General features: G+C 67.7%; 32 protein-coding genes. 18 read left to right on the top strand and 14 right to left on the bottom strand.

Annotated elements, in window-relative coordinates; translation table 11 throughout:
- The first annotated feature begins 65 nt into the window (after nt 1-65).
- Nucleotides 66-2,672 carry a TonB-dependent receptor plug domain-containing protein gene (locus tag ACX40Y_RS17295; protein ID WP_459120821.1) on the top strand — a complete coding sequence of 869 codons (2,607 nt, stop codon included), beginning with the start codon at nt 66-68 and terminating at the stop codon, nt 2,670-2,672.
- Between the two features lie 32 nt (nt 2,673-2,704).
- Nucleotides 2,705-4,789 carry an Atxe2 family lasso peptide isopeptidase gene (locus tag ACX40Y_RS17300; protein WP_459120822.1) on the top strand — a complete coding sequence of 695 codons (2,085 nt, stop codon included), beginning with the start codon at nt 2,705-2,707 and terminating at the stop codon, nt 4,787-4,789.
- Nucleotides 4,790-4,841: 52 nt separating this feature from the next.
- Here ACX40Y_RS17300 and ACX40Y_RS17305 read toward each other — a convergent pair whose 3' ends face one another.
- The 6 genes from ACX40Y_RS17305 to ACX40Y_RS17330 all read right to left on the bottom strand — a co-directional run bounded on the left by ACX40Y_RS17305 (nt 4,842) and on the right by ACX40Y_RS17330 (nt 9,479).
- Nucleotides 4,842-4,967, bottom strand: a complete 126-nt coding sequence (locus tag ACX40Y_RS17305) for a hypothetical protein (protein WP_459120823.1) — start codon at nt 4,965-4,967, stop codon at nt 4,842-4,844.
- A gap of 23 nt (nt 4,968-4,990) precedes the next feature.
- Nucleotides 4,991-6,658: an asparagine synthase-related protein gene (locus ACX40Y_RS17310; protein WP_459120824.1), complete on the bottom strand. Its 1,668-nt coding sequence runs from the start codon at nt 6,656-6,658 to the stop codon at nt 4,991-4,993.
- A gap of 110 nt (nt 6,659-6,768) precedes the next feature.
- Complete coding sequence (locus tag ACX40Y_RS17315) at nt 6,769-7,416, bottom strand: lasso peptide biosynthesis B2 protein (protein ID WP_459120825.1); 648 nt, start codon at nt 7,414-7,416, stop codon at nt 6,769-6,771.
- 53 nt (nt 7,417-7,469) lie between these two features.
- Entirely contained in the window at nt 7,470-7,589 is a 120-nt protein-coding gene (locus ACX40Y_RS17320) for a hypothetical protein (protein WP_459120826.1), read from the bottom strand.
- A gap of 283 nt (nt 7,590-7,872) precedes the next feature.
- Nucleotides 7,873-8,943, bottom strand: coding sequence for a FecR family protein (locus tag ACX40Y_RS17325; RefSeq protein ID WP_459120827.1), 1,071 nt, complete (start codon nt 8,941-8,943; stop codon nt 7,873-7,875).
- Complete coding sequence (locus tag ACX40Y_RS17330; RefSeq protein WP_459120828.1) at nt 8,940-9,479, bottom strand: RNA polymerase sigma factor; 540 nt, start codon at nt 9,477-9,479, stop codon at nt 8,940-8,942. The genes ACX40Y_RS17325 and ACX40Y_RS17330 overlap by 4 nt, the downstream gene beginning before the upstream one ends.
- A 415-nt stretch (nt 9,480-9,894) precedes the next feature.
- Here ACX40Y_RS17330 and ACX40Y_RS17335 point away from each other — a divergent pair, with 415 nt between their 5' ends.
- Nucleotides 9,895-10,188 (top strand): RNA polymerase sigma factor, encoded by a 294-nt coding sequence (locus ACX40Y_RS17335; protein ID WP_459120829.1) that lies wholly within the window; start codon nt 9,895-9,897, stop codon nt 10,186-10,188.
- Nucleotides 10,188-11,111, top strand: coding sequence for a HEPN domain-containing protein (locus tag ACX40Y_RS17340; RefSeq protein ID WP_064312258.1), 924 nt, complete (start codon nt 10,188-10,190; stop codon nt 11,109-11,111). The genes ACX40Y_RS17335 and ACX40Y_RS17340 overlap by 1 nt, the downstream gene beginning before the upstream one ends.
- A gap of 27 nt (nt 11,112-11,138) precedes the next feature.
- Here ACX40Y_RS17340 and ACX40Y_RS17345 read toward each other — a convergent pair whose 3' ends face one another.
- From ACX40Y_RS17345 to ACX40Y_RS17355, 3 genes are all read right to left on the bottom strand, one after another.
- Entirely contained in the window at nt 11,139-11,741 is a 603-nt protein-coding gene (locus ACX40Y_RS17345) for a GntR family transcriptional regulator (RefSeq protein WP_459120830.1), read from the bottom strand.
- A 28-nt stretch (nt 11,742-11,769) separates the two neighbouring features.
- Entirely contained in the window at nt 11,770-12,378 is a 609-nt protein-coding gene (locus ACX40Y_RS17350; protein ID WP_459120831.1) for an acyl-homoserine-lactone synthase, read from the bottom strand.
- A 77-nt stretch (nt 12,379-12,455) separates the two neighbouring features.
- Nucleotides 12,456-13,199 (bottom strand): helix-turn-helix transcriptional regulator, encoded by a 744-nt coding sequence (locus tag ACX40Y_RS17355; protein ID WP_459120832.1) that lies wholly within the window; start codon nt 13,197-13,199, stop codon nt 12,456-12,458.
- 208 nt (nt 13,200-13,407) lie between these two features.
- On the opposite strand from ACX40Y_RS17355, the gene ACX40Y_RS17360 reads away from it, so the two are divergent.
- Nucleotides 13,408-13,818: a transcriptional regulator domain-containing protein gene (locus ACX40Y_RS17360; protein WP_459120833.1), complete on the top strand. Its 411-nt coding sequence runs from the start codon at nt 13,408-13,410 to the stop codon at nt 13,816-13,818.
- Between the two features lie 73 nt (nt 13,819-13,891).
- Nucleotides 13,892-14,239: a DNA -binding domain-containing protein gene (locus ACX40Y_RS17365; protein ID WP_459120850.1), complete on the top strand. Its 348-nt coding sequence runs from the start codon at nt 13,892-13,894 to the stop codon at nt 14,237-14,239.
- On the opposite strand, the gene ACX40Y_RS17370 is transcribed toward ACX40Y_RS17365, so the two are convergent.
- Both ACX40Y_RS17370 and ACX40Y_RS17375 read right to left on the bottom strand, forming a co-directional pair.
- Nucleotides 14,236-14,823 carry a zeta toxin family protein gene (locus ACX40Y_RS17370; RefSeq protein WP_459120834.1) on the bottom strand — a complete coding sequence of 196 codons (588 nt, stop codon included), beginning with the start codon at nt 14,821-14,823 and terminating at the stop codon, nt 14,236-14,238. The two genes, ACX40Y_RS17365 and ACX40Y_RS17370, sit on opposite strands and share 4 nt — an antisense overlap.
- Nucleotides 14,820-15,176, bottom strand: coding sequence for a ParD-like family protein (locus ACX40Y_RS17375; RefSeq protein ID WP_459120835.1), 357 nt, complete (start codon nt 15,174-15,176; stop codon nt 14,820-14,822). Before ACX40Y_RS17375 ends, ACX40Y_RS17370 begins: the two co-directional genes overlap by 4 nt.
- A 375-nt stretch (nt 15,177-15,551) precedes the next feature.
- Here ACX40Y_RS17375 and ACX40Y_RS17380 point away from each other — a divergent pair, with 375 nt between their 5' ends.
- Nucleotides 15,552-15,938 carry a response regulator gene (locus ACX40Y_RS17380; RefSeq protein ID WP_459120836.1) on the top strand — a complete coding sequence of 129 codons (387 nt, stop codon included), beginning with the start codon at nt 15,552-15,554 and terminating at the stop codon, nt 15,936-15,938.
- A 118-nt stretch (nt 15,939-16,056) separates the two neighbouring features.
- On the opposite strand, the gene ACX40Y_RS17385 is transcribed toward ACX40Y_RS17380, so the two are convergent.
- Nucleotides 16,057-16,317, bottom strand: a complete 261-nt coding sequence (locus tag ACX40Y_RS17385) for a DUF6894 family protein (protein ID WP_459120837.1) — start codon at nt 16,315-16,317, stop codon at nt 16,057-16,059.
- Between the two features lie 361 nt (nt 16,318-16,678).
- Here ACX40Y_RS17385 and ACX40Y_RS17390 point away from each other — a divergent pair, with 361 nt between their 5' ends.
- The 4 genes from ACX40Y_RS17390 to ACX40Y_RS17405 all read left to right on the top strand — a co-directional run bounded on the left by ACX40Y_RS17390 (nt 16,679) and on the right by ACX40Y_RS17405 (nt 20,479).
- On the top strand, nt 16,679-17,650 hold the full coding sequence (locus ACX40Y_RS17390; protein WP_459120838.1) for an ArdC family protein: 972 nt from the start codon (nt 16,679-16,681) through the stop codon (nt 17,648-17,650).
- Nucleotides 17,647-18,129: a DUF2958 domain-containing protein gene (locus tag ACX40Y_RS17395; RefSeq protein ID WP_459120839.1), complete on the top strand. Its 483-nt coding sequence runs from the start codon at nt 17,647-17,649 to the stop codon at nt 18,127-18,129. Before ACX40Y_RS17390 ends, ACX40Y_RS17395 begins: the two co-directional genes overlap by 4 nt.
- Nucleotides 18,130-18,220: 91 nt before the next feature.
- On the top strand, nt 18,221-19,978 hold the full coding sequence (locus ACX40Y_RS17400; protein WP_459120840.1) for a ParB/RepB/Spo0J family partition protein: 1,758 nt from the start codon (nt 18,221-18,223) through the stop codon (nt 19,976-19,978).
- A 135-nt stretch (nt 19,979-20,113) separates the two neighbouring features.
- Entirely contained in the window at nt 20,114-20,479 is a 366-nt protein-coding gene (locus ACX40Y_RS17405) for an NIPSNAP family protein (protein WP_459120841.1), read from the top strand.
- A gap of 19 nt (nt 20,480-20,498) precedes the next feature.
- Here the strand turns inward: ACX40Y_RS17405 and ACX40Y_RS17410 are convergent, their stop codons facing one another.
- Together ACX40Y_RS17410 and ACX40Y_RS17415 are read right to left on the bottom strand one after the other, a co-directional pair.
- Nucleotides 20,499-20,909: an NUDIX hydrolase gene (locus tag ACX40Y_RS17410; RefSeq protein ID WP_459120842.1), complete on the bottom strand. Its 411-nt coding sequence runs from the start codon at nt 20,907-20,909 to the stop codon at nt 20,499-20,501.
- Nucleotides 20,910-20,913: 4 nt separating this feature from the next.
- Nucleotides 20,914-21,393 carry a YbaK/EbsC family protein gene (locus ACX40Y_RS17415; RefSeq protein WP_459120843.1) on the bottom strand — a complete coding sequence of 160 codons (480 nt, stop codon included), beginning with the start codon at nt 21,391-21,393 and terminating at the stop codon, nt 20,914-20,916.
- A 329-nt stretch (nt 21,394-21,722) separates the two neighbouring features.
- On the opposite strand from ACX40Y_RS17415, the gene ACX40Y_RS17420 reads away from it, so the two are divergent.
- From ACX40Y_RS17420 to ACX40Y_RS17450, 7 genes are all read left to right on the top strand, one after another.
- Nucleotides 21,723-22,022, top strand: a complete 300-nt coding sequence (locus tag ACX40Y_RS17420) for a DUF736 domain-containing protein (protein WP_066725667.1) — start codon at nt 21,723-21,725, stop codon at nt 22,020-22,022.
- A gap of 168 nt (nt 22,023-22,190) precedes the next feature.
- Complete coding sequence (locus ACX40Y_RS17425) at nt 22,191-22,430, top strand: helix-turn-helix domain-containing protein (protein ID WP_459120844.1); 240 nt, start codon at nt 22,191-22,193, stop codon at nt 22,428-22,430.
- A complete protein-coding gene (locus ACX40Y_RS17430; RefSeq protein WP_459120845.1) occupies nt 22,417-23,001 on the top strand; it encodes a S26 family signal peptidase in 585 nt (194 codons plus the stop codon). The genes ACX40Y_RS17425 and ACX40Y_RS17430 overlap by 14 nt, the downstream gene beginning before the upstream one ends.
- Complete coding sequence (locus ACX40Y_RS17435) at nt 22,989-23,600, top strand: lytic transglycosylase domain-containing protein (protein ID WP_459120846.1); 612 nt, start codon at nt 22,989-22,991, stop codon at nt 23,598-23,600. Before ACX40Y_RS17430 ends, ACX40Y_RS17435 begins: the two co-directional genes overlap by 13 nt.
- 221 nt (nt 23,601-23,821) lie before the next feature.
- Nucleotides 23,822-24,193, top strand: a complete 372-nt coding sequence (locus ACX40Y_RS17440) for a hypothetical protein (RefSeq protein ID WP_459120847.1) — start codon at nt 23,822-23,824, stop codon at nt 24,191-24,193.
- 266 nt (nt 24,194-24,459) lie between these two features.
- On the top strand, nt 24,460-26,424 hold the full coding sequence (gene rlxS / locus ACX40Y_RS17445) for a relaxase/mobilization nuclease RlxS (protein WP_459120848.1): 1,965 nt from the start codon (nt 24,460-24,462) through the stop codon (nt 26,422-26,424).
- Nucleotides 26,425-26,610: 186 nt separating this feature from the next.
- A complete protein-coding gene (locus tag ACX40Y_RS17450; protein ID WP_459120849.1) occupies nt 26,611-26,778 on the top strand; it encodes a hypothetical protein in 168 nt (55 codons plus the stop codon).
- Nucleotides 26,779-26,832 lie beyond the last annotated feature (54 nt).

Genomic DNA, 26,832 nt, shown 5'->3' on the forward strand with positions numbered 1-26,832 from the left:
GCCCCGTAGTTCGCTTTCGGCTGCGTCAATCGCTCCAGTGCCGGAACACCGGCGGGGAGAAAAGAATGACAATCTCGAAAAGGGCGCTTTGTGCGGCGATGCTTGCCGCGACGATTTCCTACAGCGATATGGTAGCCGTCCCGGCACACGCGCAGGCAGCGACGACCAGTTTCGACTTGCCGGCGCAGGCCCTAGCGACGACGCTTCGCGCAATCGCGCGTCAGACCGGGCGGGAAATCCTGTTCGTGGATGAGGAGGTCCGCGGTAAGCGCGCCGTGGCAATTCGGGGCAGCTACACCGCCGACCAGGCCGTGCGCCTCGCCATAGGCGAGGGCATGGTGGTGCGCGAGGAAGCTGGCGCACTCGTCGTCCGGGGCGACCCTGGCGGGGCTGGGGGCGCGGCAGCCCAGGCAGAGACGCAGGATGCGATCACGGTCACCGGCTCGCGCATCCGCGGTGCCGAGGGTCCTTCCCCCGTCATTATCGTGTCGCGCCGGGGGCTGGAGGAGCAGGGCATCCCCGACATGGCGAGTGTTTCGCGGATACTCCCGCAGAATTTCACCGGAGGGCAAAACCCCGGGGTCGCGGGGGGCGGTGACCAGGGCGGATACAATAATGCAAACAACGCGACGACGCTCAACCTTCGCGGGCTGGGCTCGGACGCGACGTTGACGCTCATCAATGGTCACCGCCTTCCTTACGACGCCGTCAACCAGGGCGTTGACATTTCGATCATCCCGCTGGCGGCGCTCGAACGCATCGAGGTCATCACCGACGGCGCCTCGGCGCTCTACGGCTCGGACGCGGTGGGCGGCGTCGCCAACCTGATCCTGCGCCGCGACTATGACGGTCTCCTCACCAGCGCACGCGTCGGCGCATCGACCGAGGGCGGCAACGTCCAGCAGCAATATTCGGGCGTCGGCGGCGCGCGCTGGGCCGGCGGCGGATTCATGGCCGCCCTCGACTACAGCAAGGCGACCCCGATCTTTGCCGACGATCGGCCCTACACCCGCCAGCTCAACGCCGGGCAGATGCTGACGACCAGCAGCCGACAGGTGAGCGGGGTGCTGGCCGGCCACCAGGATCTCGCCAACTGGGCGTGGTTCGAGTTCGACGTCCAACTCGCCGATCGCCGGTCGCGCAAGGTCAACGCCTTCTCGCTGACGGCGCCGACCACCTTCTATGGGCAGGACAATCGGCCGGTGGTGCGCAGCTATGCGGTAACGCCGTCGCTGCACCTCCGGCCGGGTGCCGGCTGGGAGGCGGCCCTCCAGATGACCGATGGCGAGAGCTCCACCGTCATCAATACCCAGCGCTATACCAACGGCGCCCTCTCCGTCGGTCGGGCTGCCTATGACAACCGACTGACCAATTTCGAGGCCGGTGCCGAGGGCCCGCTTGCCCATCTGCCCGGCGGCGACATCCGGCTCGCACTGGGCGGCGGCTATCGTCGTTTCCAGCTCGACTTTGACGTCCGCACGACGAGCGGCGGTGTGACCACCATCTCGCGCGATTCCGTCGAGCGCCGCAACAGCGCGTTCGGCTATGCCGAGCTGTCGGTGCCGCTGGTCGGGACTGCCAACCGGACGCCGTTCATCAACGCCCTGCGACTGAGCGGGGCGGTTCGCTACGAAAGCTACAAGGGCATCGACGCCGTCGCCACGCCCAAGCTCGGCCTGGTCTACGCGCCGCACCGCGACATTACCCTGAAATACAGCTGGGGCCGCTCGTTCAAGATCCCGACGCTGCAGCAGGTCAACCAGGCACGGGAGGTGATACTTCTGCCGGCCTCGGTGTTCGCGCCGCAGCCCACCCCGCCGCTTCCGGCGGGCGCCACGATCCTGGCGATCGGCGGTGGGAGCCCTAACCTCCACGCCGAGCGTGCCAGGAGTTCGACCTTGTCGGCGGAAGTGCGGCCCCGCTTCCTCCCGGGGCTGCGGGTCGAGGCGACGTGGTACGACATTGACTATCGCGACCGTATTGCCTCTCCTATCAGCGATCTGCTCTCCGCGCTGAGCAATCCTGCCGCGGCGAACTTCGTTCAGTTCGCGCCCAGTGTCGCGGAGGCGCAGTCGACGGTTGCGCAGGCAGCGACCGGGCTGTCGAACCAGAGTGGCCAGCCGTTTGATCCGGCAAAGGTCGCCGCCATCGTGGATTCGAGCCTGCGCAACATCGCTCGCGAGCATATCCGGGGCGTCGATCTATCGATCGACTATGACACCCGGCTGGGAGAGGATAGCCAGCTGACGATTGCCGGGTCCGCAACCTATCTCGATGCGGATCGGCAGGCCGCGCCCAACCTCCCGACCGCAGGACGCTCCGGCCTGATCTTCACGCCGCCGAAGTTTCGCGCGCGGGGCGCGGCGAGCTGGCGCACCTCGATCGTTCAGCTTTCGGCGGCGCTCAACTATCTCGACGGGACGACCGACAAGCGGTTTTCCGTGCCGACCAGGATCGGTTCGTTCACGACCGTCGACCTGAGTGGTTCCGTTCGGACGCGGGAAGGGCGCGGTCCGCTCGATCGGATCGAACTGCGCCTGAGCGCGCAGAACCTGCTGGACGAGAACCCCGATCCCATCCGCGTCACCAACCCGACCTATGTGGCCTATGACTCGACCAACCAGTCGCCGATCGGCCGCTTCGTCAGCTTCACGGTGACCAAGCAATGGTAAGGCGGAATCTTGCCGGGGCGCTTCTCGCGACCGTGTGGCTGCCGATCCCGTGCCACGCCGCGATACCGCCCGATTGCACCGGCATTGTGCCGCCGACGAGCGCGGCGCCACAGGCGAAACGCGCGCTGGTCTCCGGGGATCTCGTTCGGCTGCGCGACGTCGGACCCGTCGATCCGAACCAGCAATATGGCGGACTGTTCACGGTATCGCCGGACGGGACGAAGGCCGCGTTCCAGCTACGGCGCGGTGATCCGGTCGCCAATGATTATTGCCTCGCGATGGTCGTTGTCGATCTGGGCAGCGGCCGGGCGGTTGTGGTGGACCGAGGTGGCGATTTCATCCGCTTGCGCATCGACGTGCGAGGCAAGGCGCACTACCCGACGGGGCTTGCCGATGCCGTCACGCCGCGCTGGACGCCGGACGGCCAGTGGATCATCTATCGGCGACGCGACAAGGGCGCGATTCAGCTCTGGCGCGCGCGAACCGACGGCAGCGGCAGCGAGGCGATCACCGACAGCGTCGACGATGTCGACGACTTTCGACTGGCGGCGGACGGGAGCGGGATTGTCTATGCGACCGCCACCGGGTTGCGCAAGGCACTGGCTGCGATCGAAGCGGAGGGGCGGTCGGGCTTTCACTATGACGAGCGCTTCGCGCCCTCGGCGAGCAATCGCCCGTTTCCGACTGCTCCGCTTCCGCGAAAGATATGGTTCCGCGACCTGGCGACGGGAGATACTCGGCCTGCGACGGACGCCGAGGCGGGATTGCTCGGCGCCGCAGCGATGCAGGAGGGGAACTGGACCCAATCAATTGACGCTGCCGGGCGTATTACCAGGATACGCGTCCCGGTCGGAAGCCTTCGTCCCGATCGGGGTGTGCTGGAGACGGAGCTAGGCGGTCGACATCTCGCCTGCACCGCGCTGGCGTGCACCAACGCAAGCTACCCCTGGTGGGTCGGCGACCGGGTGCGGTTCTTTCGTCGTGAAGGGGTGCGGGGAGAGAAGATCGGCATCTACGAATGGCGGCCTGGCACACCCGAGCCACGCCGGCTGTACCAGACCCAGGACCTGCTGATCGGTTGCGTGCCCAGCGGCGCCGAGATCCTCTGCCTCCGCGAAGGTGCCGTGCAGCCAAGAAGGCTCGAGCGGCTCGATCCGAGCACCGGGCGGCGCGATTTGCTGTTCGACCCGAACCCGGAGTTTGCGAGCCTGACTCTTGGGCGCGTCGAGCGACTCTATGCACGCAACAGCTTCGGCCTGGCATCCTTTGCCGATCTCGTCTTGCCGGTTGGGTATGAGCTGGGCAAGCGCTACCCGCTGGTCGTGGTGCAATATGTGTCGCGCGGCTTCCTGCGCGGCGGCACCGGCGATGACTACCCCATCCAGGCCTTCGCCAATCGCGGCTTTGCGGTGCTGAGCATCGACAAGCCCGAGGCGGTGGGCGCGAGGGCCGCGCCCGACTATGTCGAAGGCGACCGCATCAACCTCAAGGACTTCGCCGACCGTCGCAGCGTGCTCGAAGCCGTCGAGGCGCCAGTCCGTGTCGCGATCGCGCGCGGCATCGCCGATCCGGCGCGGATCGGGATCACGGGGCTGAGCGACGGCTCCTCGACCATGCAGTTCGCGCTGCTGCACAGCACGTTGTTCTCGGCGTTCGCGTCGAGCAGCTGCTGCTGGGATACGAGCATGCCCGTTCGGGTCGGGCCGGGTGCTGCAAAGCTATTCTACCGCATCGGCTATCCTCGAATCACCGATGACAGCGAGAAAGCGCGCGCCCTGTGGCGGCAGATCGCCATTTCCCCGAATGTCGAGCGGATCCACGCGCCGATCCTCGCGCAGGTTTCCGATGACGAATATTGGACCGCGCTGCAGAGCTTCACGGCCCTCCGCGACCTCGACCGGCCGATCGACCTGTTCGTTTTCCCGGGCGAACATCATATCAAATGGCAGCCGGCGCACAGGCTCGCGACCTACACGCGGGCGATCGACTGGTTCGACTTCTGGCTGAACGGGGTGAAGGCGCCCGGCCGCGAGGCGGAGATCGCGCGGTGGGAGGCGATGCGGAAGGCACAGGCGATTCCCGAAAAGCCCGCGGGCGCGCCAGCACCCACGCCCTGACGCCAGGTAGACTCGAGAGACGGGCGGAAGCCGTGGCACCCGCCCGCTTGGGTCAGTCGGCCTGCGGTCCGGGCTGCCAGGTCAGGCCGCCCTCACTGTCTGCGAACCCTATCATCGAACCGCGGGTGGCTCGGCTCGCGGCGCCGAGTTCGATCGTCGTGATATGCTTGGTGTCCATCGTGCTTCTCCAATGTCGTCTGTTCAACCAACAATGCTCGCACTGCACGCGGGGGCGGCCCAGGACGACCCGGAGGACCTGGTGCTCAGCCAGGCCTCGACATTTGCCAGTTCGAGCAGGCGCACATTTTCCTCTCCGGTTGTCGGTCGCCCGGGCCGGAGCGTTTCCTCGATCGCGCCGGGATCGAGAATGCGGTGACATGCGAGCTGTCCGTCGAGCAGCCGGGCGCGCAGCTCCTCGCGTTTGCGCTGGACGATCTCGCCGCAGAATGGGTCAGGCGTGCCCTTCATCCGCCGCTCGACGATCACGCTGGGGAGACGATTGGCAAAGGCCGCGCGGGCCATTGCCCGGTCCCGACCACCTTCGCGCCAGCGCCAGCTCGGGATGGCGAGGCAGGCTTCCATGATGGGCTGGGAAAGCAGCGGATTGACCACCGGCAGCATCTGGCTGCGATCGGATTCGAGCGTGAGCTGCGCGCGGACCAGCGCGGCGATGTGCGCCGCCTTGCCCGGTAGCGCCGAGGCGGGGGCGTCGAGCCATGGATGATCGAGCGGCGCGTCTGCGAGCGAGGCGACCAGGTCGGGATGCAGGAAGCGCGGGTTCGGCTTCCAGCGATAGCCTCTGGGCTGGCGTGCAAGGTGCATGGCGGCGCGCGTCACGCGCAGCGGTCCCGCGCCGGTTTGTCGGCAAATGTCCCGCAGCGTCGCAAAGGCGCCGGAGCCGGGTCCCTCGTGGAGGGCCCGGTCGGTCAGAGCGGCGGCCGATTGCGAATAGCCGAAGACATTGTCACCGCCATTGCCGGTAAAGAAGGCGTCGGCGCCGATCTGCCGTGCGAGGGCGCGATGCGCGGCCTCATAGGGCTGCGCTTCGGCGCGGCCAGCTGGACGCGGCAGGTGTCCGCCGAGTGGTCGTGACAGGTCGACGGCATCCAGGTCGTAGCGGTGTTCGGAGAGCGGCAGGCCAACCGCGTCGCACATCAGCTTCGCGAAGGCGCGTTCGTCGCCTGCGGCATCGTCGGTGTACAGCGTCAGGCACTCGGCGCCCGGCCTAGCGCCGCCGAGACAGGCCGCAACGATGGACGAGTCGAGCCCGCCTGACAGGCTCAGCAACGGACGCCGATAGAGCGATGCCCAACCGGCGACGCAGTGTTCGATGACGCGCCGCAGTTGCTCGGCGGTCGCTGCGCTGTCCTCGCCGTCGCGAGGATCGGCGAACGCCCAGGGGGACCAACCGGTGGTCGTCTCCTCGGACCCGCCGTCCAGCATCACAATGTCGCTGGCGCGGAGGTCGCCGATGCCGGCAAGCGCGGTCTCGGGGGTCGGCAGACCGGCCGCGTACAGGACCCGGCCCAGCGCTTCCCATGCTACCGAGAATCCCTGGCCGCTCGCCGCCTCCAGGAGCGCGACATCCGAAGCGAAGAGCTTCGACCCGTCCTGTTCGGCCCGGTAGCAGGGCAGCGCGCCGGAGGGGTCGCGAAGGACTTGCGTTTGGCCGCCTTGGGATCGCACCGCCACATAGCCGCCCCACCAGGCTTTGAGCAGCGCGGCGAAGCCGTTGCGCGATAACTGCGCCCGCGCTGCCTCGCTGAGGGCTGTCACCGCGCGTGCCGGACCCTGCTTCGGGAACAGGGTCCCGATGACCACCGCTTCCAGATCGATGGCGATACAGTTGCAGGCCTCGTCCGTCAGCACTGCAAAGCTATTGGCGCTGTGTGCTACCGCAAGGCCCGTACGCGCCGCGATCTGCGCGGTTGCCGGAGCCGCGGCGCCCGGACCTGCGACCAGCAGGAGGTAGCGGGGCCTCATCGAACCACCAGGATCGGCGTGTAGAGCCGCACCTGCTCAAGATCGCCTACCACGACGGCGTCCCCGGACTGCACCCAGCTATGCGCGGCGAAGGGATGGAGGCGAACGCCGAGGATCAGCGCGGCCTCCAATCCGCGCTGCCAGCAGAGGCGGGCTGCAGCGATTGCCCGGGGCAGGCATTGGTCGGCTGCGCGCAGGACCATGGCGCTCGCCACGAAGGCACCGGCGATGGCCTGCAGCGACGCTTCATCCGGTGATCGAGCTGCCGGCGCGGCGGTCGACGAGAGCCCTCGCAGGATCTTCGCAAGCGGCTGTCGCCGGAGGCAGTGCTTCGCGCGCAGCTGGCCAAACATCGCCTTCGCGGAGGTCCATATAGCTCTACCTGGACCGGCATGGGCGAGATCTCGCATCGCAAGTGGAAATGAAGTGGCTTGCGGGTGTCGCGTGGGATCGGCGCCAGCCACTCCGGCGGCGACCAGCGCGGCGTGCGCGTCCCGGTCGATCGCTTCGCCGGCAGCCCAGCGCTGGAAGATCGCATCCAGGGGCTCGGGGAGGCAGAAATAGCGGTCGCCTTCCAGGTCGAGGAAGACCGCCTGGCTTGCACAACGACACCAGGAGATGTTGGCATGAAAAGAGAGCGACATGTCGGGCTCCGTCACCGAATGGGCGCGCGCCCGAAGACGCGCGCCCGGGTCGATCAGTCGTCGATGAGGCCGGCATTCTGCTGCAGGGTCGCTTCGACATCGGCGAAGCCGATCGTGCCGCCCTTGGTGTCGACGCTGGCGATGCCCAGTTCGATGGTCTGTTCGGTGTTCATGGCACTTCTCCAATCATGGGAAATGTCATGGCCATGACCCGATCGAAGGTAGCCGGCCCGCCGGTTATGAGAAGCTTATAATCCGATTATAATTCGAATGTTTGCGCAAGCTTTGCGATAAACCTTTTGGCAACTGGAGTGACCGACCATCGGCAGCGGCCGGGTGGCCACCACTATGTCCAGGCCTCGCGGCTAAAGGTGGTGGCGCATGCCCACCAGGTGCATGCTTTTCCCGCCCGGCTTCGTCGTTGCCTGTGCGGCCTACGTTCGATCGGGCACGGTTTCAAAGCGCGGCCTGTTTCTGTGCCTCTTTGGTTGCACAGCTTCCGTGCCCTTCCCGTGGTGCTACCACGATTTGGTGCGCGTCGCGCAGGTCGACATCGCTGCACAACAAGGCGCTCAGCCGGCGTGCCAGGAGCAGCGTGTCGTCCACGCGGAACCATCCCGATACGCGCCGCGCGCCCAGCGACGGCTGTGCGAGGCGGATCGGCCGGCTGGTGGTGCGGTTCGCCAAGGCGATGAGTTCCTGGACGGACACGGCTTCGAACGATTGCGGCCTAGCGCTCTGCAAGCCTGCGGTATCTGCCGAGGTTGCGCGCGCTGCGGCATGTTCTGGCTCGGCCGGGTAGGTGACCTCCTGGCCCGGCGTCAGCCTGTGGATCGCCGGCGTTGCCTTGGCCGCGCCACGGGGCAGCGCCACATCCACCGCACCGCGCAGTAGCCGGACCTCGACCTTGCCGGCAGGTGCCAGTGCAACCTCGAAGATCGTGCCGCGCGCAGTAACGCTGCCGCCGCCGGCCAGGACGATAAAGGGGCGGCGTTCGTGCGCGACCTCGAACCGTGCCTTGCCGTGGAGCAGTCGCAGCCGACGCACGCCGGCCGCGATCTCGACCCCGATCACCGTGTTGGCTGCAAGGGTCACGGTCGAGCCGTCGGCTAGCTGGACGGTCTGTGGGGCGGTACTAGTCGACAGCGTCCGGTGGTCGGTCGTGCCCGCCACGGCGGTCGGCCGATCGGATGGCGGCGCCGAGGATTGATAGGTGATCCAGCCCCCGACGCCGATCGCGCAGGCGACGATGGTGGTCAGTGCAACGGCAAGGCCCTTGCGCCTTTTGTTCGGTCCGGGCGCGGCGACGGCGGGAGGCGCGTCCGGTTCGGAGAGAAGCTTGCCCATCGCGAAGATCTCGGCGGCGCGATTATACGCGGCGCGGTGTTCCGGCGCTTCGGCCAGCCAGGTCTCCAATTCCGCCCGGTGCAGCTCGGCGTCCGGGCCGCGGGTCCTGGCGAAACGGTGCGCGGCCTCGCGGGCCAGCGCCTCGGCGGCACCCTCGGTGGGTTCTTCGGCGATGGTCATTGTCCCAGCTCCTTGCCGATCCGCACCAGCGCCTCGCCGACATGCCATTCGACGGTGCGGATGCTGATGCCGAGCTGAGTCGCGATGTCCTTGTAGCCGAGCCCCTCCATTCGGTGGAGCAGGAACACCTCGCGCGTCCGGGGCGGCAGCGCGTCCACCGCCGCCCGGTAGCGTATGCGCATCTGGTCGAGCTGGATCGCATCCTCCTGAGTAGCACGCGTCTCGGGTTCGTTCGCCGCGTCGATCGGCACATGCGCCATGCGGTTGGCGGCCCGTCGCGACCGGTCGATCAGCAGGTTGCGCACGATCCGGTTGAGGAATGCCTCGGGCTGGCGCAGGCCCTCGCGGGTGCCCGACCCGAGCAGCCGGGCAAAGGCATCCTGCACGACATCATTGGCGTCCTCGCTCGAGCGCAGGCGCGCGTCGAGCCAGCGCCGCAGGCGCGGTGCCTGCTCGCGGTAGAGCGCGTCGATGCGCAGCTCGGCATGGCCGTCCCCGTGGGGCGCCGCGCCAGGATCCTGCTCCGGTCGCCGCATCGGCGGACCTAGGCGAAGCCGCCGCGCAGGGCGCGGGCAGGGGAAGGGGATCGCACGAGAACCCATCTCGTGCCGGGCAGATGCCTCGGGGATACACCCGACCGCGCTGGTCGAATGCGTGTGATGCCTGGCGGTCGAACTCCACAGCGGGCTGCCGGCCTGGACCGCGCTGCATGTGCAGTCTGCGGTACTTCGCGCGGCTGCGCAACTCTCCCGGCAAGCGACTGATTTGCTTGCCCGCCTGCCGCCCTCGGGGCCGGACGCCGCATGTCGGGCGCGGCGCGAGCGTCCCGCAACCCGGCCAGGGCCGGGTGCTTCGCTGGCGCTACGCCCTGCGGTGCGGGCCGCCGCTGGATCGCGCCCATGCGCAGCGTCGTCGACCGGCCCCATCGGGTCGGCACAGCGGAGCAGGATCATGTCGATGGACCAGCAGGAGAGACGAGCAGCGATGCAGCGCGCGGTCGCCGCGCTGCACGAGGACCAGCGCGCAGTGTTCCAGCTTTGCGCCGTGGAGCGGCTTGCCTATTCTGAGGCTGGCACACGGCTCGGCGTCAGCGCAACGGAGGTCGAACACCTCCTGGCGGAGGCTTTGGTTGCCATCGATCAAAGCCTTCGCGATGCGCGATACCTTCGCGATCCCGTTTGTTTTGGCGGCAAAGCGGGTCGTGCGCTGTTGCATCGCCTCGCACGCTGGCTAGGGTCTGGCTGATGCGCACCGATCTCGATCACCTGCCGGCGGCGAAGCAACGCGAGCTCGAGCGCGTGGTGCAGATCCTGTTCGAGGAATTCGGCGACGCGACTGCCACCGCGACGGTCGACTGGAAGCGGCACGCGCGCATCCTCAAGGTCATCCTCTATGGCAGCTATGCGCGCGGCGGCTGGGTCGACGAGCCGCATACCGCCAAGGGCTACCAGTCCGACTTCGACCTGCTGGTCATCGTCAATCACGACAAGCTGACCGACCGAGTAGAGTTCTGGGCCAATGCCGAGGAACGGCTCAATCGCGAGCTTGCCGTCACCCGGACCCTGCGCACCCCGGTCAACTTCATCGTCCACACGCTGCAGGAAGTGAATGACGGCCTCGCCCATGGCCGCTATTTCTTCATGGACGTCGCCCGTGACGGCATCGCGCTCTACCAGAGCGACAGCACCGGGCTGCACGAGCCCAAGCCCAAGACGCCGCAACAGGCGTTGGCGATGGCGCAGGAATACTTCGGTGAGTGGTTTCCGGCTGCGATGCAGCGCTTCGAGCTGGCTACGGTGGGAATGGAGCGGGGCTTTCAAAAGCCGGCTGCCTTCGATTTACACCAGACCGCCGAGTTCCTGTACCACTGCGTGCTGCTCGTCTGCACCTTCTACACGCCGCACGTTCACAATCTCGGGTTCCTGCGCACCCAGGCCGAGCGCATAGATCCTCGCCTCGTCGATGCCTGGCCGCGCGATAGTCGCGCGGATCGCGGTCGCTTCGAGAAGCTCAAGGAAGCCTATGTGAAGGCGCGCTATTCGAAGCACTATCGGATCAGCGACGAGGAACTCGCCTGGCTCGGCGAGCGCGTCGAAGTGCTCGGCCGTGCCGTCCAGGTGATCTGCGAGGAGCGGATCGCGGCGCTGGAGCGCAGCGCCGCCGCCTGACGGCTTCGTCAAGCGGGCACGGCTTGTCTATCTTCGGGTGGGACGCATCAGATGCGCGACGGTGCCGGCCACCGCCGCGATCCTGCGGCGATGATAGCGGGTCAGCGCAGCCGTCAGTGCGATCCGATCGCCCGCGTCGATGACCGATTCCAGGCCCGTGATTTCGTCTGCGATGGCAGGCAGGGTAGCGACCTCCGCGCGCCGCACGATTGTCAGGCGGTCGTTGAGGGATCGCACGGTGGCAACAAGCTCAGCGCTCTCAGCTGCCTGCGCGACGCGAAGGAAGAGCGTGGCGGTGATCTCCTCGATGCTGCCGGAATGCTGGAGGTGGGTGTCGGATGCGGGCTGGACCTGTCGCGCCGCCAGGCCGAGCACCCGACCATTCCACTGGTAGAGATCGCGCAGTGCCGCTTCGGAGAGCAGCGGTACGCGGAAGCCATTATGGTTCGGCGCCTCGACCAGCCGCTCGCCGGTCAGCCTGTGGAGTGCATCGCGCACCGGCGTGATGCTGGCCGCGATGTCCCGCCCGATGACCGCAGGCTCGATCGGGGTGCCGGGCGGCAGCTCGCCTTCGAGCAGCATCTGCTTGATCGCACCATAGACCCGCTCGAAGGTGGCACCGGGGCTCATTGGTGCCGTTCCTGTGGCCGGAGCGCGATCATGCCGCCTTCGCCTGGGCGAGCGGGAACTGCGGCTGGATGCCGCTGGCCGCAAGCAGCGCCAGCGTCTCGGGCCGGATCTCGATCTGGAGCGCGCCGAGGCGCATGCCGCCGATCGTGCGGATCGGCCCGAGCGCGTGCGCTTTCCAGCCAAAGGCGAGGATCTGCTCGCGCCATGCCGGCTCGGCAACGCCGACATAGCGGGTAATTCCCTGCTCCAGCGCATAGCGGGCGATGCCATGGACCAGCACGTTGCGCCACTGTCGCCGTTCGCCTGCGCGCAGGCGCCGGTCGAGGCAGAAGCGGGTGATCTCCCAGGTGCTGGGGCCGGTGGGTGGCGGCACGTCGCACAGTTCGGCGAACAGGCTGCCCAGCAGATGCGGGCGCTCGGTCGGCAGCAGCCGGGCCGAGGCCAGATGCCGCCCCTCGCTGTCGGTGAGGATCAGGTAGCGGGCATGGATGTCGTCGAACTGGTCGACCTCGTAGCGGCCGGCAAGAACCGGCAGGTCCCAGCCGAGCAGGTCGACGAATACCCGCTTCCGCGCTTCGAACATTGCGCGCATCACCGCATCGCCTGCGGTGGCGCCATCGCCCTGGATGAACTGCATGATCGGCTTCCCTCGCTGTGGAAGCCCGATCCTCCGTCCCGATCTGGACGGTCGCTATTCCCCAGATTTGGGGAGTTTCAACGCCGCAGCGCGTCGGTGAAGCTCAGCGCTCCATCGAAGATCGCGTGGATCGCGAGCTGGGTCCGGTTGCCCACCCCGTAGCGACCGCGCGCTTCCTTCAGGTGCTGGATCGCCGTTTCATGACTGATGCCCAGGATCTTCGCAATCGCCCAGTCGGACTTGCCCTGCGCTGCCCAATAGAGGCAGTCGCGCTGGCGGTCGCTGAGCCGCGGCCGGTCCGCCTGCGCCCGCCGCATGCCGACGAGCCGCCTGGCGCTCTCGAACGCCGTGGTCCCGACGAACTGGAGGAGCGGCAGCCATTCAGGGCGGGGGGTGTTGCCCCAGCTCACCGCGAACGTGCAGGAGCCGGCGGCCTCGCCGGGCACATGCGCCGGGATGGTGATGCCGTCGATCAGCCCGATCCTGCGCGACCTGGCGAGGAAATCCTCGTCGCGATTGGTCAGCGACAGCAGCCGTGGCAGCATCGACCAGCAGAAGCCGGTGCTGGTGAGGTGGCTGGCGCGATGCACCGGGTCCGAGGGGCCGAAGCGCTCGGCATCATAATAGGCTTCCCAGTCGCGCGGATAGTTATGCAGCCGGAGCGCGGGCTGCGGCGCCCGCGGCATGTCGACATGGTGAGACAGGGCAAAATACTGGAAGCCCATCTCGCGCGTGATCGCGTGGAGGAGATCGCTCAATTCACCGAGGCCCGTGGCCGACAGGGCGGCCTGGCCGAAATGCTGCGCGGTTGCGATGACCATGGGGCGTACCCACCCGATGCCGGACGCGCCCCAGGCCGCTGCGCCGATACCTTGCCCAAGCCGGCGTCACGCCCACCGCTTTCCCGTCGGCGTCGCAACCCGATCGAAGTGCAATCGATACTAGCATCTCCTGCACGGCGCAAATTTTCGTCGGAAATACGGTCGGCAAGCTGTTTTACAGCATCGGCATTTGTCCTGCGTACCAGCCATGGGGCCGACGGCTGAGCCGCGACCCGACTGGCGCGACGACGCGCCGTACCGCGCGCTGGCCGGCATCGATCGCGCCGGTCTCGCCTGGGAGTGGTTGCGCCGTGACCCCGGCTACGCGGCAATGGCTGCCCGACTGGGGCGGCTTGGTGGCTTGGGGGATCAGCCTCTGGTGCCGGAGGCGGACGCCCGGGCTTTCGGGCTCTGCTTTCGCCGAGGACCCGGGGCGGCCGGCGCCCGAGGCGCGCCTCCTCTGGCATGCGGATCTCGATCCCTTCGTGCTCGAAGTCCGCGTCTCGCCGACCGCGGCCTCGGATCCCGATGGCATCGACCTCGCCCGCCTGCTCCGCTGGGCGACGATCGTCCGCGGCGGCGGCCGCGAGCATGTCGCGCTTTCCGACGGCTGGCATAGGATCCGGCTGGACGTGGTCGGCGGATCGCTGGTCGAGGAGGGGCCTGCGCGGCTCGACTATCTTCTCTCGGGAATGACCCGGGTCGATGCCCATGTCCTGACCCTGCGGCGCATGCTGGAACTGTGGCGCACCGGACGCTTCTCCCCGAAACTGCACCCGCCCGAACCGGGCATGGAGCGAAGGATCGAGGCGCTCCGCGTCGGCGACGCGGTGGCGGCGGGCGCCACCTACCGCGAGATGGCGTCGGCGCTCTACGGCGAGACCCTCGTCCGCGAGGAATGGAAGGGGAGGTCCGACTTCCTGCTGTCGCGCGTCCGCAGGCGTGCCGACGAGGCGTCGCGCATGGCTGCCGGCGGCTGGCGCACGTTGCTCGGCCCAGGCGCAGGTTCGCGGGACGATCGGGCTCTTGGCCCGCGCTAGAGCTGGAGATCCGCCGCGTACACCGCGCGGACCCAGGCGGGCAGATGGGGGAGGGCGAACACCAGCCGACCTTGGGCGAAGGTGAGGCAGTGGCGGGGCGGCCGGTTGAGCGTCGAATTGTCGAACACCATCGCGCGATCGGATCGGTGGGCGGCTTCCCGGATCAGCGGCGCGCCGCGGGCATAGCGCGCGCGGATCTTGTCGTCGGGGACGACATGGCCGCCTTCCTCGACTCGCGCGCCGACGCGCGCCACCGAGACTTCTGGCGTCTCCACCCCGACATGCATGAGCACCACGGTGAAGCCGCGCGCCTTGGCCTCATCGATCAGGTCGAGCTTCGAGGGATGCGAGAAGACCGTCTCGGTCACGAAGTCGCGGGCCCCGGCGAGGTGGTCGGCACGCCGCGCCGTCGCGATGCGCGCGGCTTCATAGGAAGCAGCAGGTGACGGATCGCGCAGTTCGTCGCGCTGGATCAGGTCGGCATTGATGAACGGGCCTGCGAAGCTCGGCGCGACGCGCGTGGCATAGAGCGTCGACTTGCCGGCGCCATTCGGTCCGGCAAGCACGATCATCGACGGCTTCATGCCTTGCGGCCGGCCTTCTCGCGCACCAGGTTGCCGCCTTCATCGAGCCCGACGCCGAGGCCGTGCTGGCGACGCTGGGTGTAGAATGCCTCTTCCTCGGGGCTGGGCTGACCCATCTTCTCGACGAAGCTGTCTAGCCAGACGTCCTTTTCCTCGTCGGTGAGCGCCGTCGTCTCGATCTCACCGGCAAGTGCTGCGGTGATGCGAGCATGATCGAAATTGCCCGACTTCTCTATCGCACGCCCGATCCGGACCCAATGGGCGATCTGCCCGGCCAGCGACCGGCTCTGAAGCTCGGATTCACGGCGCACGATCTTCATCAGGTCGTCGCCAAGCTTGATCGACTGCGCCATGCAGCACCTCCATGATTAAGGTAGCAATTTGCTACCTCCTTTTCAACGCAGGACGGCGAGTATCCTGGAGCGTCAACCGACCCTCGTTGGAGCCTTGGGGCTTTGCATTGCGCGGACACGGACAGTGCCGAAGGAAACGGAAGAGGTGCGGTCTCGATCGAGGCGGGTCCCTAGGTGGCCAGCGATCTCGCTTTGAGACGTTTCGACTGCGGAACTAAAAAGCGTGCCAAGCATTCTCAGCAAACCGTTGATACTGAAACCACTTGGCCGCCGAGTTTCGCATCTCGCGATATGATCTGGTCAGGGAGAGCCGCCAGATCAATTCCTCGGCGCTCTCGGGTCACCGCCCTGCGCGGTCACGTAAGGACCCGAATGATGAACCAGTCCATACTCGTTCTTTTGGTCGAGGACGAACCGATGTTGCTCATCAACGCCCAGGATACTCTCGAAGACGGCGGCTTCGACATCATTGATGCCAGCAGCGGCGATGAGGCAATCCGCATCCTGGGTTCCGACGTCGAAAACATCGTCGGTTTGATCACTGACGTGCGACTTGGCTCCGGCGCGAGTGGCTGGGATGTCGCCCGCAAGGCCCGCGAGCTCAAGCCAGCCCTTCCTGTAGTGTACATGACGGCCGAGAGTCCCGAGGACTGGGCGGCGCACGGCGTTCCCAAAAGCATACTGGTCCAGAAGCCATTCGCTCCCGCCCAACTCGTAACGGCAATCTCCACATTGCTAAACGAGGCAGGCTCCAGCCTCTGAGCGGGGGGACAGGGCGGTTGGTCGGCGTGCCGACGGCGTCCGTCGGCCTAGTCAACACATCGACACGGTTTGCGCCCGCTATTGCCAACCGACCGGATCGGTTGCGCGGAGCGTTGGGCTATTCAAGCAGGCTGGCACGTTCCAGGACGACCAGGACGCATTCCGCGAACGATACGCGGTGCACGATGGTGCCCGCGTCGTTCATCACCTCGATGCTTCCGTTCAGGTCGATGAAGCCTTGGGCGAGATCGTCCCCCAGCAGCGACCGACCGAAGGCAACGGCGGTATGGCGGGCCATGGCGGCATCCGCATGTTCCATGCCGTCCGGATCGACCAGATAGCCGTGCCGATCCTGCACGTTGAAGAAATAGCGCTGCATCGCTTGGATTTAGCCCATCTGATCCGACGGACAATCACGCAGGTTGGGGCAAGCCAGAGATTGGGCGCCAATGGGCGAAGATCGTCGCTGCCATTGCACGTCACTGCGATGGCTGTGGTCGCCGCGCTCCCGGCGCGGCGGCGTACTTGTGCCTCTCCCGGCGCGGCGGGGGGAGGCGGCGCGCCCGACTAGGCCCGGCGTGGCCGGCGGCAACCCCTCCGCTCGCGCTCCGGGGTGCTCCGCTGCGCTCCGCCCTTCGGTGCCCCCGGCCCCTGGCGCCGGGCCTTTGGGTCGCTGCTGCCGCCCACCCCCCGCCTTTGCGGGGAGGCATGGTGCCTTTCGGGGCGGCGAGGAGGAACCGATGCGCCAAGCCACCCGCCGATCTGCCCGCTCGCGCGGTGCCTGCGAGGATCGCCAGCCTGCGACCCGAACCAATCTCTATGACGAAGTAACCGCGCGGATCGTCGCCGAACTCGAAGCCGGGCGACTGCCCTGGGTTCAGCCATGGGGCCGGACCGGCGGGACCGGACCCGGCCTGCCGCGCAATGCCCTGACCGGCCGCAGCTACTCCGGGGTCAATGTCCTGATCCTTTGGGGCGCGGTCATCGAGCAGGGCTGGCCCTCGCAATCCTGGCTGACTTTCCGGCAGGCGCTGGAGGCAGGCGGCTGCGTCCGCAAGGGCGAGCGCGGCCAGTGCGTCGTCTACGCCGATCGCTTCACCCCCGAGGCCGAGCGTGCGCGTGCCGCCCGCGACGGCGATGATGCCAAGGCGGTACCGTTCCTCAAGCGCTTCACCGTCTTCAACGTCGCCCAGTGCGAGGGCCTCCGCGAAGGGCTGGCCTGCGATCCCGCGCCCTTGCCCGAGCGCGAGATCGTGCCCGTCGCCGAGGAGGTGATCGCTGCCTCGGGCGTCGAGTTCCGCGTCGGCGGGGATCGCGCGTTCTACGTGCCGTCGCACGACTTCGTGCAGGTGCCGCCGCAGCCCGCCTTTTTCGAACAGGTCAACTATTACCGCACCTGCCTGCACGAACTCACCCATGCCACCGGCCATGCCAAGCGGCTGGGTGGCGACCTTACCAACGCCTTCGGCAGCAAGGACTATGCCCGCGAGGAACTCGTCGCCGAGATGGGATCGGCGTTCCTCTGCGCGGCCCTGGGCATCGTGCCGACCGTGCGGCATGCCGACTATATCGGCAGCTGGCTGGAGGTGCTGCGCGAGGACCACCGTGCGATCTTCCGCGCGGCGAGCGCCGCCAGCAAGGCCGCCGACTGGCTGCTCGCCCGCCACCGCGAGGCCGAGGCCGCCCGCGAGGCGGGGAGGGCGGCGGCATGATCCTCCTCACCCCCGACCTTCGCGACGCGCTGCGCGCCAACCATATCGCCCGCCGGACCGCCCGGCGCGAGGGACTGCCGGAGCCCGACCCGGTGCCGCTCGTCAAGCTGTTCAACCCGCTGGGTGCGGCGACCTGGCTGGCGACCGAACTCGACGAGGACGGCGACACGCTGTTCGGCCTTGCCGACTTGGGCTTTGGCTGCCCGGAGCTTGGCTGTTTCAGCCTCTCCGAGATCGCCGCCATCCGGCTTCCCTTCGGTCTGCGCATCGAGCGCGACCTCGGCTTCGAAGGCTTGGTCCCGCTCTCCGACTGGGCCGAGTGGGCGCGGCGCGCCGGGTCGATCATCTGGGCGGAGCAGCTTCTAGGCTCCGGCGATGCGCAGCATCGCGGGAATGCTGCGGAGGGGGAGACGCTGCTCCGCCGTGCCGTGCGCGGTGGCCAAGCGCCGGACCCCGAGCTTCCGCCAAGCGGCGGTTGAAGCGCTGGCGGCGCGCTTCGCCGCCATCCCCGACAGCCCGGTCCGCCACACTGGAACGAACGGCGGACCGGCGCTCGCAAGGAGCACGACCATGACCCTATTGTTCATCGATCAAGACAGGCTGTCCGTCAGCAAGACCAACATGCGCTACAGCAAGAAGGTCCCCGACGTGTCCGACCTGCTGCCCACCGTCCGCAAGCGCGGCATCATCCAGACCCTGCTCGTGCGGCCAGCCGCCGAGCCCGGGCGGTTCGAGATCGTCGCGGGTGCGCGGCGCTTCCACGCTGCCCGGATCGTCGCCGCCGAAACCGGCGAGCCCGAGCCGTTGCCCTGCCGCATCCTCGCCGATACCGACGATGCCGCCGCGATCGAGGCCTCGATGATCGAGAACCTCTCCCGCCTCGACGCCGACGAAGTCACCCAGTGGGAAACCTTCACCCGGCTGGTACGGCAGGGCCGCGACGTGGCCGACATCGCCGCTACCTTCGGGCTGCCCGACCTCACCGTCGCGCGGGTGCTGGCGCTCGGCAACCTGCTGCCGCGCATCCGCCAGCTCTATGCCGCCGAGAAGATCGACCGCACCACGATCCGCCACCTGACGCTCGCCAGCAAGCACCAGCAGCGCAGCTGGCTGGGGCTGTTCGACGACCCCGAGGGCTATGCCCCGACCGGTCATCAGCTGAAGGCATGGCTGTTCGGCGGCCAGTCGATCGCCGTACGCTTTGCGCTGTTCGACCTCGATGCGTTCGGCGGTGCGATCGTCGCCGACCTGTTCGGCGAGGACCGCTATTTCGCCGATCCCGATGCCTTCTGGGCGGCGCAAAATGCGGCGATCGCGGCGCGCCGCGCGACCTATCTGGAACAGGGCTGGAGCGATGTCGTGGTCGTGCCGCCGTCCGAACACTTCCATAGCTGGGAATATGAGAAGACGCCCAAGCGCAAGGGCGGACGGGTCTATGTCGATGTCCGGGCGAGCGGCGAGGTGACCTTCCACGAGGGCTATCTCTCGACCCGGGAAGCGCGCCGCCGCGCGCGCGGCGAAGCGCCGGAACCGGGCAGGGCGCCCCGTCCGGAAGTGACGTCGACCCTGCAGACCTATCTCGACCTGCATCGCCATGCTGCCGTCCGCGCCGCCCTGCTCGGGCATCCCGGCGTCGCGCTGCGGCTGATGGTCGCCCATGCCATTAGCGGTTCGCACCTCTGGCGGGTGTCGCCCGAACCGCAGGCGACGCGCAACGACGCGGTCCGCGAGAGCGTCGAGACGTGCCCCGCCGAGGCGCTGTTCGACGAGCGCCGCCGCGCCGTGCTGGCCGTGCTCGGCCTTGCCCCCGACGAGCCGATCGTGACCAGCGGCAATGGTCAGGCAGGCGGCGTGCCCACGCTCTTCCTGCGGCTGGCCGACCTGCCCGACGCCGTGGTCATGGAAATCCTGACCATCGTCATGGGCGAGACGCTGGCGAGCGGCAGCGCCGTCGTCGCGGCGCTCGGCGTCCATCTCGGCGTCGACATGGCCGACTGGTGGGAGGCGGACACCGCCTTTTTCGACCTGATCCGCGACCGCGAGGTGCTTCTCCGGATCGTCGCCGAGGTGGCAGGCGAGACCGTCGCCGCCGCGAACGCGGCCGAGAAGACCAAGGTCTTGAAGCGCATCATCGGCGATCATCTGACCGGGGCCGAGGGACGCCGAAAGGTCGAGCGCTGGGTGCCGAGATGGCTGGGCTTTCCGGCCTCCGCCTATACCGACCGAGGCGGGAACGACGCCGTTGGGGCACGTGGTACTGCCGAGTCCGGCAGCACCCTCGAATCTGACCCTGACACCGCGACTGGACCGTTGCAGCAGGCGGCATGACCGAAGGCGGGCCCCGCAGCGGACCCCAAAATTTCGGCCGCGTGACGTCGCCCAAAGGCGCGCCACGCGGCAATTTTTGCCTAGTGGTCCGTCTGGTGCCAATGTTCCGTAGGGCTTCTGGGAGGAACAGCGCGCATGCAAACCACCGCGATCGTCTGCGAAGTGCGGTATCGGCTCGACCCCGAACGGCTTGCCGAATTCGAGGAGTATGGCCGCGCCTGGGTTCGCCTGATCGAGCGGTTCGGCGGAACCCATTACGGCTTTTTCCTGCCGCGTGATGCGCCCAGCGACACGACGATCAGCTTCCCCGGCAAGGGACGGCAGGGTGAGGACAACATTGCCGTCGCGCTGTTCGGCTTTCCGGATGACGCGGCCTATCGCCGCTATCGCACCGAGCTGCCGCAAGATCCCGAAGCCGCTAAGGTCATCGCGCGCTTCGCCGAACCGCCCTTCGAAAGCTATGAGCGCCTCTTCCTCCAGCCTCTTTCGGGCGCGTTGTAAGCGCCGAGCGCAGGCGCGGTCAGAGCGTCCGCGCCAGCGGCAGGACGACATCGCGCGTCAGCGGCGCGAGCGGCAAATTGGCTGCCTCCGCGATACCGATCCAGATCGCCTCCGCGATCTCCGCCTGCACGATCGGCACATGCCGCACGCGGAGATGGAAGAGCTCCGCCTCGACGATCATTTCGACCTCGTTGGCGGCAGGCGCCGAGAAGCGACCGAGATAGGTCGCATCCCGCGCACGCAATGCCAGCCCGATCTCCTCGGCCAGCTCGCGCCGTAGCGCGGCGAGGGCGCTTTCCTGTCCCTCGATCTTGCCGCCGGCCTGCATGAACCAGCGCGACCCCGCCTTCCGCACGAGCAGCAGCCTTCCGTCCCCATCGTCGATCAGGGCGGCGGCGATGCGAATCGTGCCGGACGCTGCGTCTGCCATGCGCTCAGCCGACCGTTGGTTCGGGAAGGATGCAGACATCGATCCACGCGGCGCCGACGAGCGCCGCCAGTCGATCCGGCGACAGCGCGACCGACGTGTTGCGCGAGCCCGCCGCCGGATAGACGACGGCGAACGCCTTGAGGCTCTGATCGCAATAGATCGGGAGCGCGTTGGGCAATCCGAACGGGCAGACGCCGCCGATCGGATGGCTGGTCACTGCGACCGTTTCGACGGGATCCAGCATCCTGGGGCGTCCCCCGAGCGCTGCCTTGGTCTTGCGATTGTCGAGGCGCGTGTCGCCGCGCGTCACCACTAGGACGACCTGGTCACCGACCCGCAGCGCAAGCGTCTTGGCGATCTGGCCGGGCACGACATCCAGCGCGATTGCTGCCTCGGCGACGGTCGCCGTGCTCTGTTCGACCGTGATGATCGGCAGATCGGGCGCACGCTGCGCGAGATCGGCAAGAACGGATTCATGGCTCATCGGACCCATCGATAGCCCAGCAATTCGCGATGCCCAATGCGCGCGATCGCCACGGATCGCTTCCGATCGTCGGTGGCCTTCCGATGCCGGTCGCGACCGCCCATGGCCTCTCTTCATGGCAGGTCTGGCGCTGTGCGGCCGGGGCCGCGCAACGGCGTCGCCGACTTTCTTCCCCGCCCTGGCGGGCTCCTCGCGGAGCAAGAAAGCCGGCTTTGGCCGTCCTTCGCTGGCGCTTCGGCCTCACGGTGCGCGTCGTCCGCCCATCGCCTGGTCGCCTGCCATCGAGGCCGCATGGGGCGGCATCGAGACACGCATCAGGAGACATCACCATGGCACAGATCGGCAGCTTCACCCGCGGCGAAAACGGCATTTACACCGGCGAAATCCGCACCCTCACGCTCCGCGTCAAGGCGAGCATCCGCCCCGTCGAGCGCGACCACGACAAGGCCCCCGACCACCGCGTCAATGCCGGCGGCGTCGAATTCGGCGCTGGCTGGACCAAGGCGGCGCGCGAAACCGGCGCGGAATATCTCAGCCTCAAGCTCGACGATCCGTCCTTCCCCGCGCCGATCTACGCGACCCTGACCCAGGGCGACGACGGCGAATACAAGCTCATCTGGTCGCGCTGACATCGACCGCCCCTCGCGCATCGCGCGGGGGGCTTCGATCCTTGCCGGGCAAGGGGGTGTCGAAGCGGGGCAGGTCGATTCCGACACTCCGCAGCTTGGCTCCCACCGGCCATCCCAGGCGCGAGCGACGGCAGTCCCGCCGCCGGCTCGACGCGACGGGAGTGGCGGATGGATATCGACGACGACATTACGCGCGCGAACCGCGCCAGGCGCGGCTCGCCCTACCTCAACACCGACCAGGCGGCGGCCTATCTCAAGATCTCGACCCGGCTGTTGAAGCAACTCCGGCGCGACGGCAAGGGGCCGACCTTTCGCCGGCACAGCCAGCTGATCCAATATCACATCGACGACCTGGGGGCGTGGTCGGACGCCCAGTCGGTGCGCGGCGGCGGCCATGGCCCGGCGTGACAAACCGCTCGGCGAACTGCCGCTGCTCGCCTGGGGCGACCGACGTCCCGCGCCCGGCAATGCGCCGCGCCGCTTGGGCTGGCGGGTCGCCGCGATCGGCCTCGGCACCGGGTTGCTCGCGCTGACCATCGCCGTTCCCCCGAGGCCGCGGCTGGTCTGGAACGCGAGTGCCAGTGCGCCGATCGGGCTCTATGCGGTGGACCCCGGCGCATCGATCCAGGTCGGCGACATGGTCGTCGCGCGGTTGCCCGAGCGTTGGCGGGTGCTCGCTGCCCGACGCCGCTATCTGCCCGCCAATGTGCCGCTGGTGAAGCAGGTCGCAGCGGTGGCGGGCGACCAGGTCTGCGCCGTCGGTGCCCATGTTCGGGTCAATGGCAGGCGCGTTGCCGGACGCCGCAGCGCCGACGGCGCCAGTCGTCCCTTGCCTTGTTGGCAAGGCTGCATCCGGCTGCGGCAGGGCCAATTCTTCCTGCTGATGCCGGGCAATCCGGCATCGTTCGATGGTCGCTATTTCGGCCCGATCGAGGGCGCGCAGCTGGTCGGGAAGGCGACCTTGCTATGGCGGCGCTGAGGTCGGTTACGGCGGCGGCGATGCTGGTCCTCGCCACCCCGGCACAGGCCGATCCGGTCGATCTGTGGCGCCCCTTGATCGCGGAAGCGTCATACCGGTTCGGCATCCCGGCGGCGTGGATCGGGCGGGTGATGCGGGCTGAAAGCGGTGGCCGTACCACGCTCGGCGGCCGACCGATCCGCAGCCGGGCGGGCGCCATCGGGCTGATGCAGCTGATGCCTGCCACCTGGGCGGAGATGCGCGCGCGGCTGGCCCTGGGCAACAATCCTGACGATCCCCGCGACAACATCCTGGCGGGCACCCTCTACCTGCGGCTGATGTACGATCGCTTCGGCTATCCCGGCTTGTTCGGCGCCTATAATGCCGGGCCGGGGGCCTATGCCGCGCATCTGGCGGGCAGGCGCGCGTTGCCGCGTGAAACCCTCGTCTACCTGGCTGCGGTCACCGGTCAGGCGGCGGTGGTGCGTTCGCCCAACCGCCAAGCCGCCTCGCGACTGGGACTGTTCGTGGTGGGGCAGGAGGGCACCGTCCCTCCTTTCCCCGAGCGGCAGGACATGGCCCCGAGCCTGCTTTTCGCAGTCCGGAAGCGCGTCCCATGACCGGGAGCGGGGGAGGGGCTCGTCTCGAAAGTCCGAGCATGACGGGTGGCGAAGCGGCTCTCAAGGCCCGCGGGTGCCCCCCAATTTTCTTCGAAAATCGGTTCCCCCCACGTCCGCTTCGCGGCGCTTCCGCTGGCGCTCCAGCGGCCCTGACAGCCACTCCGCCATCCGTCTTCGAGGCGATGTTCTCGATCAGGAGAACAGAAGCGAAGGAGACGGTCATGGTGATGGTGCATTCATTTTCGGCAGCGTCGGGCGCTAGCCGGGATCGCGTGTTGGCGGCGCTGGTTGCGGGGCTTGAGCACGAGTTCGGGCACGATGCCGGCGAGGCTTTGGCACATCGGTTCCTCGATGCCGAGGAGGCCGAGTTTCTCTGGGAAGCGCGCGATCAGGAGCGCTGGCTCGGGTCCTACGAAAGCGCGGACAGCGAGGCGGGTGTCGAGCTGGACCGGGTCCGGATCGTCGGCCGGCTGGCGGGTTGCTGGTACGTCGCGGTGATGATCGTCGATGGCGACGGAAACCCGCACGGGCTGCTGGGCAAGCGCAGCTTCGGACACCGATGCGCGGCCATGGCGGCGTTCGCGGATGCCTGAGCGTCTGGCCAATGCACGCCGGGATACGGTGCCTCAGCGGCATCGTGTCCCGGCTTTTTTGTCGCGCCGGGATGGGCGGGGCAGGGTAGTCGGAGAGGGAGGAAAGGGGAAACAAGATAAAGGCAGGGTCTCGCGACCCCCGCCAAGTAATTGTCTGCACATCCTTTTTTCGCGAGATGGCGATGTCGTAGCGCGAGACTGGGGAGAGGGAAATGGCGGAAGTCCGCCGTTCCTCGGCCCAATGTGCGAGATCTTGGGAGGACGCCATGCCTGACGACGACTTCACTCCCACGCTCGGCAGGCCGCGCGGCAAGGAGGGCAAAAGCGTCGTTCGCTATGGCGGTCGCATTGCCGCTGCGGCGCGGCTTGCCGGCACCAAGACCGGTGTGCGTTCGCGGCGCTTCGACGGCAGCCGGATCGGGCGCGGCGCAAGCATCGGGCGGCTGCTCTCCAGCCGCGATCGGCTGGCAGGGTTCCGCGCCCGCCGCGCGGTGGTCAAGGCGAGCCTCATCCGTCTCGCCGGCAAGGGCGGCCAGGCAGCCCGCGCGCACATGCGCTACATCCAGCGCGATGGGGTCACGCGCGAGGGTCTGCCCGGCGATCTCTACGGCCCGGAAACCGACCGCGCCGACGGCAAGGAATTCCTGCAACGGACAGCGGGCGATCGCCACCAGTTCCGCTTCATCGTCTCGGCCGAGGACGGCGCCGAATATCGGGACCTCAAGCCCTATGTCCGGCGGCTTATGGCGCAGGTCGAGCAGGACCTCGGTACCAGGCTCGACTGGGTCGCCGTCGACCACTTCAACACCGAGCACCCGCACACCCACATCGTGTTGCGCGGCGTCGACGAGTCCGGCGAGAATCTGATCATCGCGCGCGAGTATATTTCCCATGGCCTGCGCGAGCGTGCGTCCGAGCTGGTCACGCTCGACCTGGGGCCGCGCACCGACCAGGAGATCGAAGCCCGCCTCCGCCACGATGTCGACCAGGAGCGGCTGACCGCGATCGACCGGCGGCTGCTCCGGCGGATGGATGCCGACCGGACGGTGTCAGCCTCCGACAACGATCCCTTCCAGCAGGCCGTGGCCGCGGGACGGTTGCGTAAGCTCAAGGCGATGGAACTGGCAGAGGACCTTGGCGGTGGTCGCTACCGGCTTGCCGAAGGCCTTGAGGCCACACTCCGCCAGATGGGCGAGCGGGGCGACATCATCCGCCTGATGCAGCGTGAGCTCACCGCCCGGAGGCTGGACCGTGCTGGCGTGGAGCAGGTGGTCGAGACCGAGCTTCGCGAGCCCCTGGTCGGGCGGCTTATCCAGCGCGGCTTTTCCGACGAGCACCGCGACCGCCACTATCTGCTGGTCGACGGCATCGATGGCCGGATCCATTATGTCGACATCGGACGCGGGGATGCGACCCCGCCGGTCCCCGAGAATGCTACCGTTCGGCTCGAACCGCGCGCGCTTGACGTGACCGACTCCGATCGCATGGTCGATGCCGTGGCGCGGGCCAATGGCGGCCGCTACTCGATCGACCTCCATCTGCGTCACGACGCCAGCGCCAGTCAGGCCTACGCGACAGCGCATGCGAGGCGCCTGGAAGCGATGCGGCGGGCGGGCGCCGGTCCTGAGCGGCAAGCCGACGGCAGCTGGACCATTCCAGAGGACCATCTGGATCGCGCCGAAGCATTTTCGCGACGGCAGCAGCGGGAGCGACCGGTTGCGTTGACCATCCTGTCGTCCCGGGCGGTCAGCGAGCTGGTCGACATCGAGGCGCCGAGTTGGCTCGATCGCGAGCTGGCCTCGGGTGCTTCCGGTACGGCGCGCGATGCCGGTTTTGGACGCGAGGTGCGGACCGCATTGGCGGCGCGGCGTCGGTGGCTGATCGAGCAGCAGTTGGCCGATGGCAACGGTCAAAGTTTCCGGCTGCGCGCCAACGCCTTGGAGCACTTGCGGCAACGCGAACTGGAGGGCGCGAGCGGCCGGCTTTCCGAGCAGCTCGGCAAGCGGTTCCAACCCGCCCGGATCGGCGAACGTGTCGAGGGGACGATCGCCCGGCGCGTCGATCTCGAAAGCGGCCCTCACGCACTGGTCGAACGCTCGCGGGATTTCACGCTGGTGCCGTGGCGCGATGTGCTCGAGCGCCACATCGGTAAGGCCGCGTCCGGGATCATGCGCACGGACGGCATCAGCTGGCAGTTCGGGCGGGGCCGAACCGGGCCATTCATTTCCTAGGAGCGTAGGCTGCCCCGCTTCAGATAGCATCTCCCGAGTGCCTTGATCTCGCGAGCTGGCAGCCTATCTTCTTTGAACTCTTCCGCTTCGGGGGTTGGGGTGGGTTCGAATCCCACGGCTGCGCTAGTTCTTGTCGTCCTACTTACCGCTTTTCGATTTCTCGGAGAGCAGATCAAGGAGGCGATTATGAGCAAAAAGACCAAGAAGTCGAAGTCTGAAGTCCGCGTAGACAAGCGTTGTGCGTCAAAGTCAGCATCGATCATCACCCATTTCTTCGAAACCACATGGGCGATGGGAGCTGGGGTGGCCGCGGCGATGGTTATCTCCACTTCCGCCCATCAGGCGGGGCGCTGAATGCGCCCCGCCATCTGGCCGTGATGGAGCAACATAGCGCGATCATCTCCGGTA

The sequence above is a fragment of the Sphingomonas sp. RS6 genome, assembly GCF_054489705.1.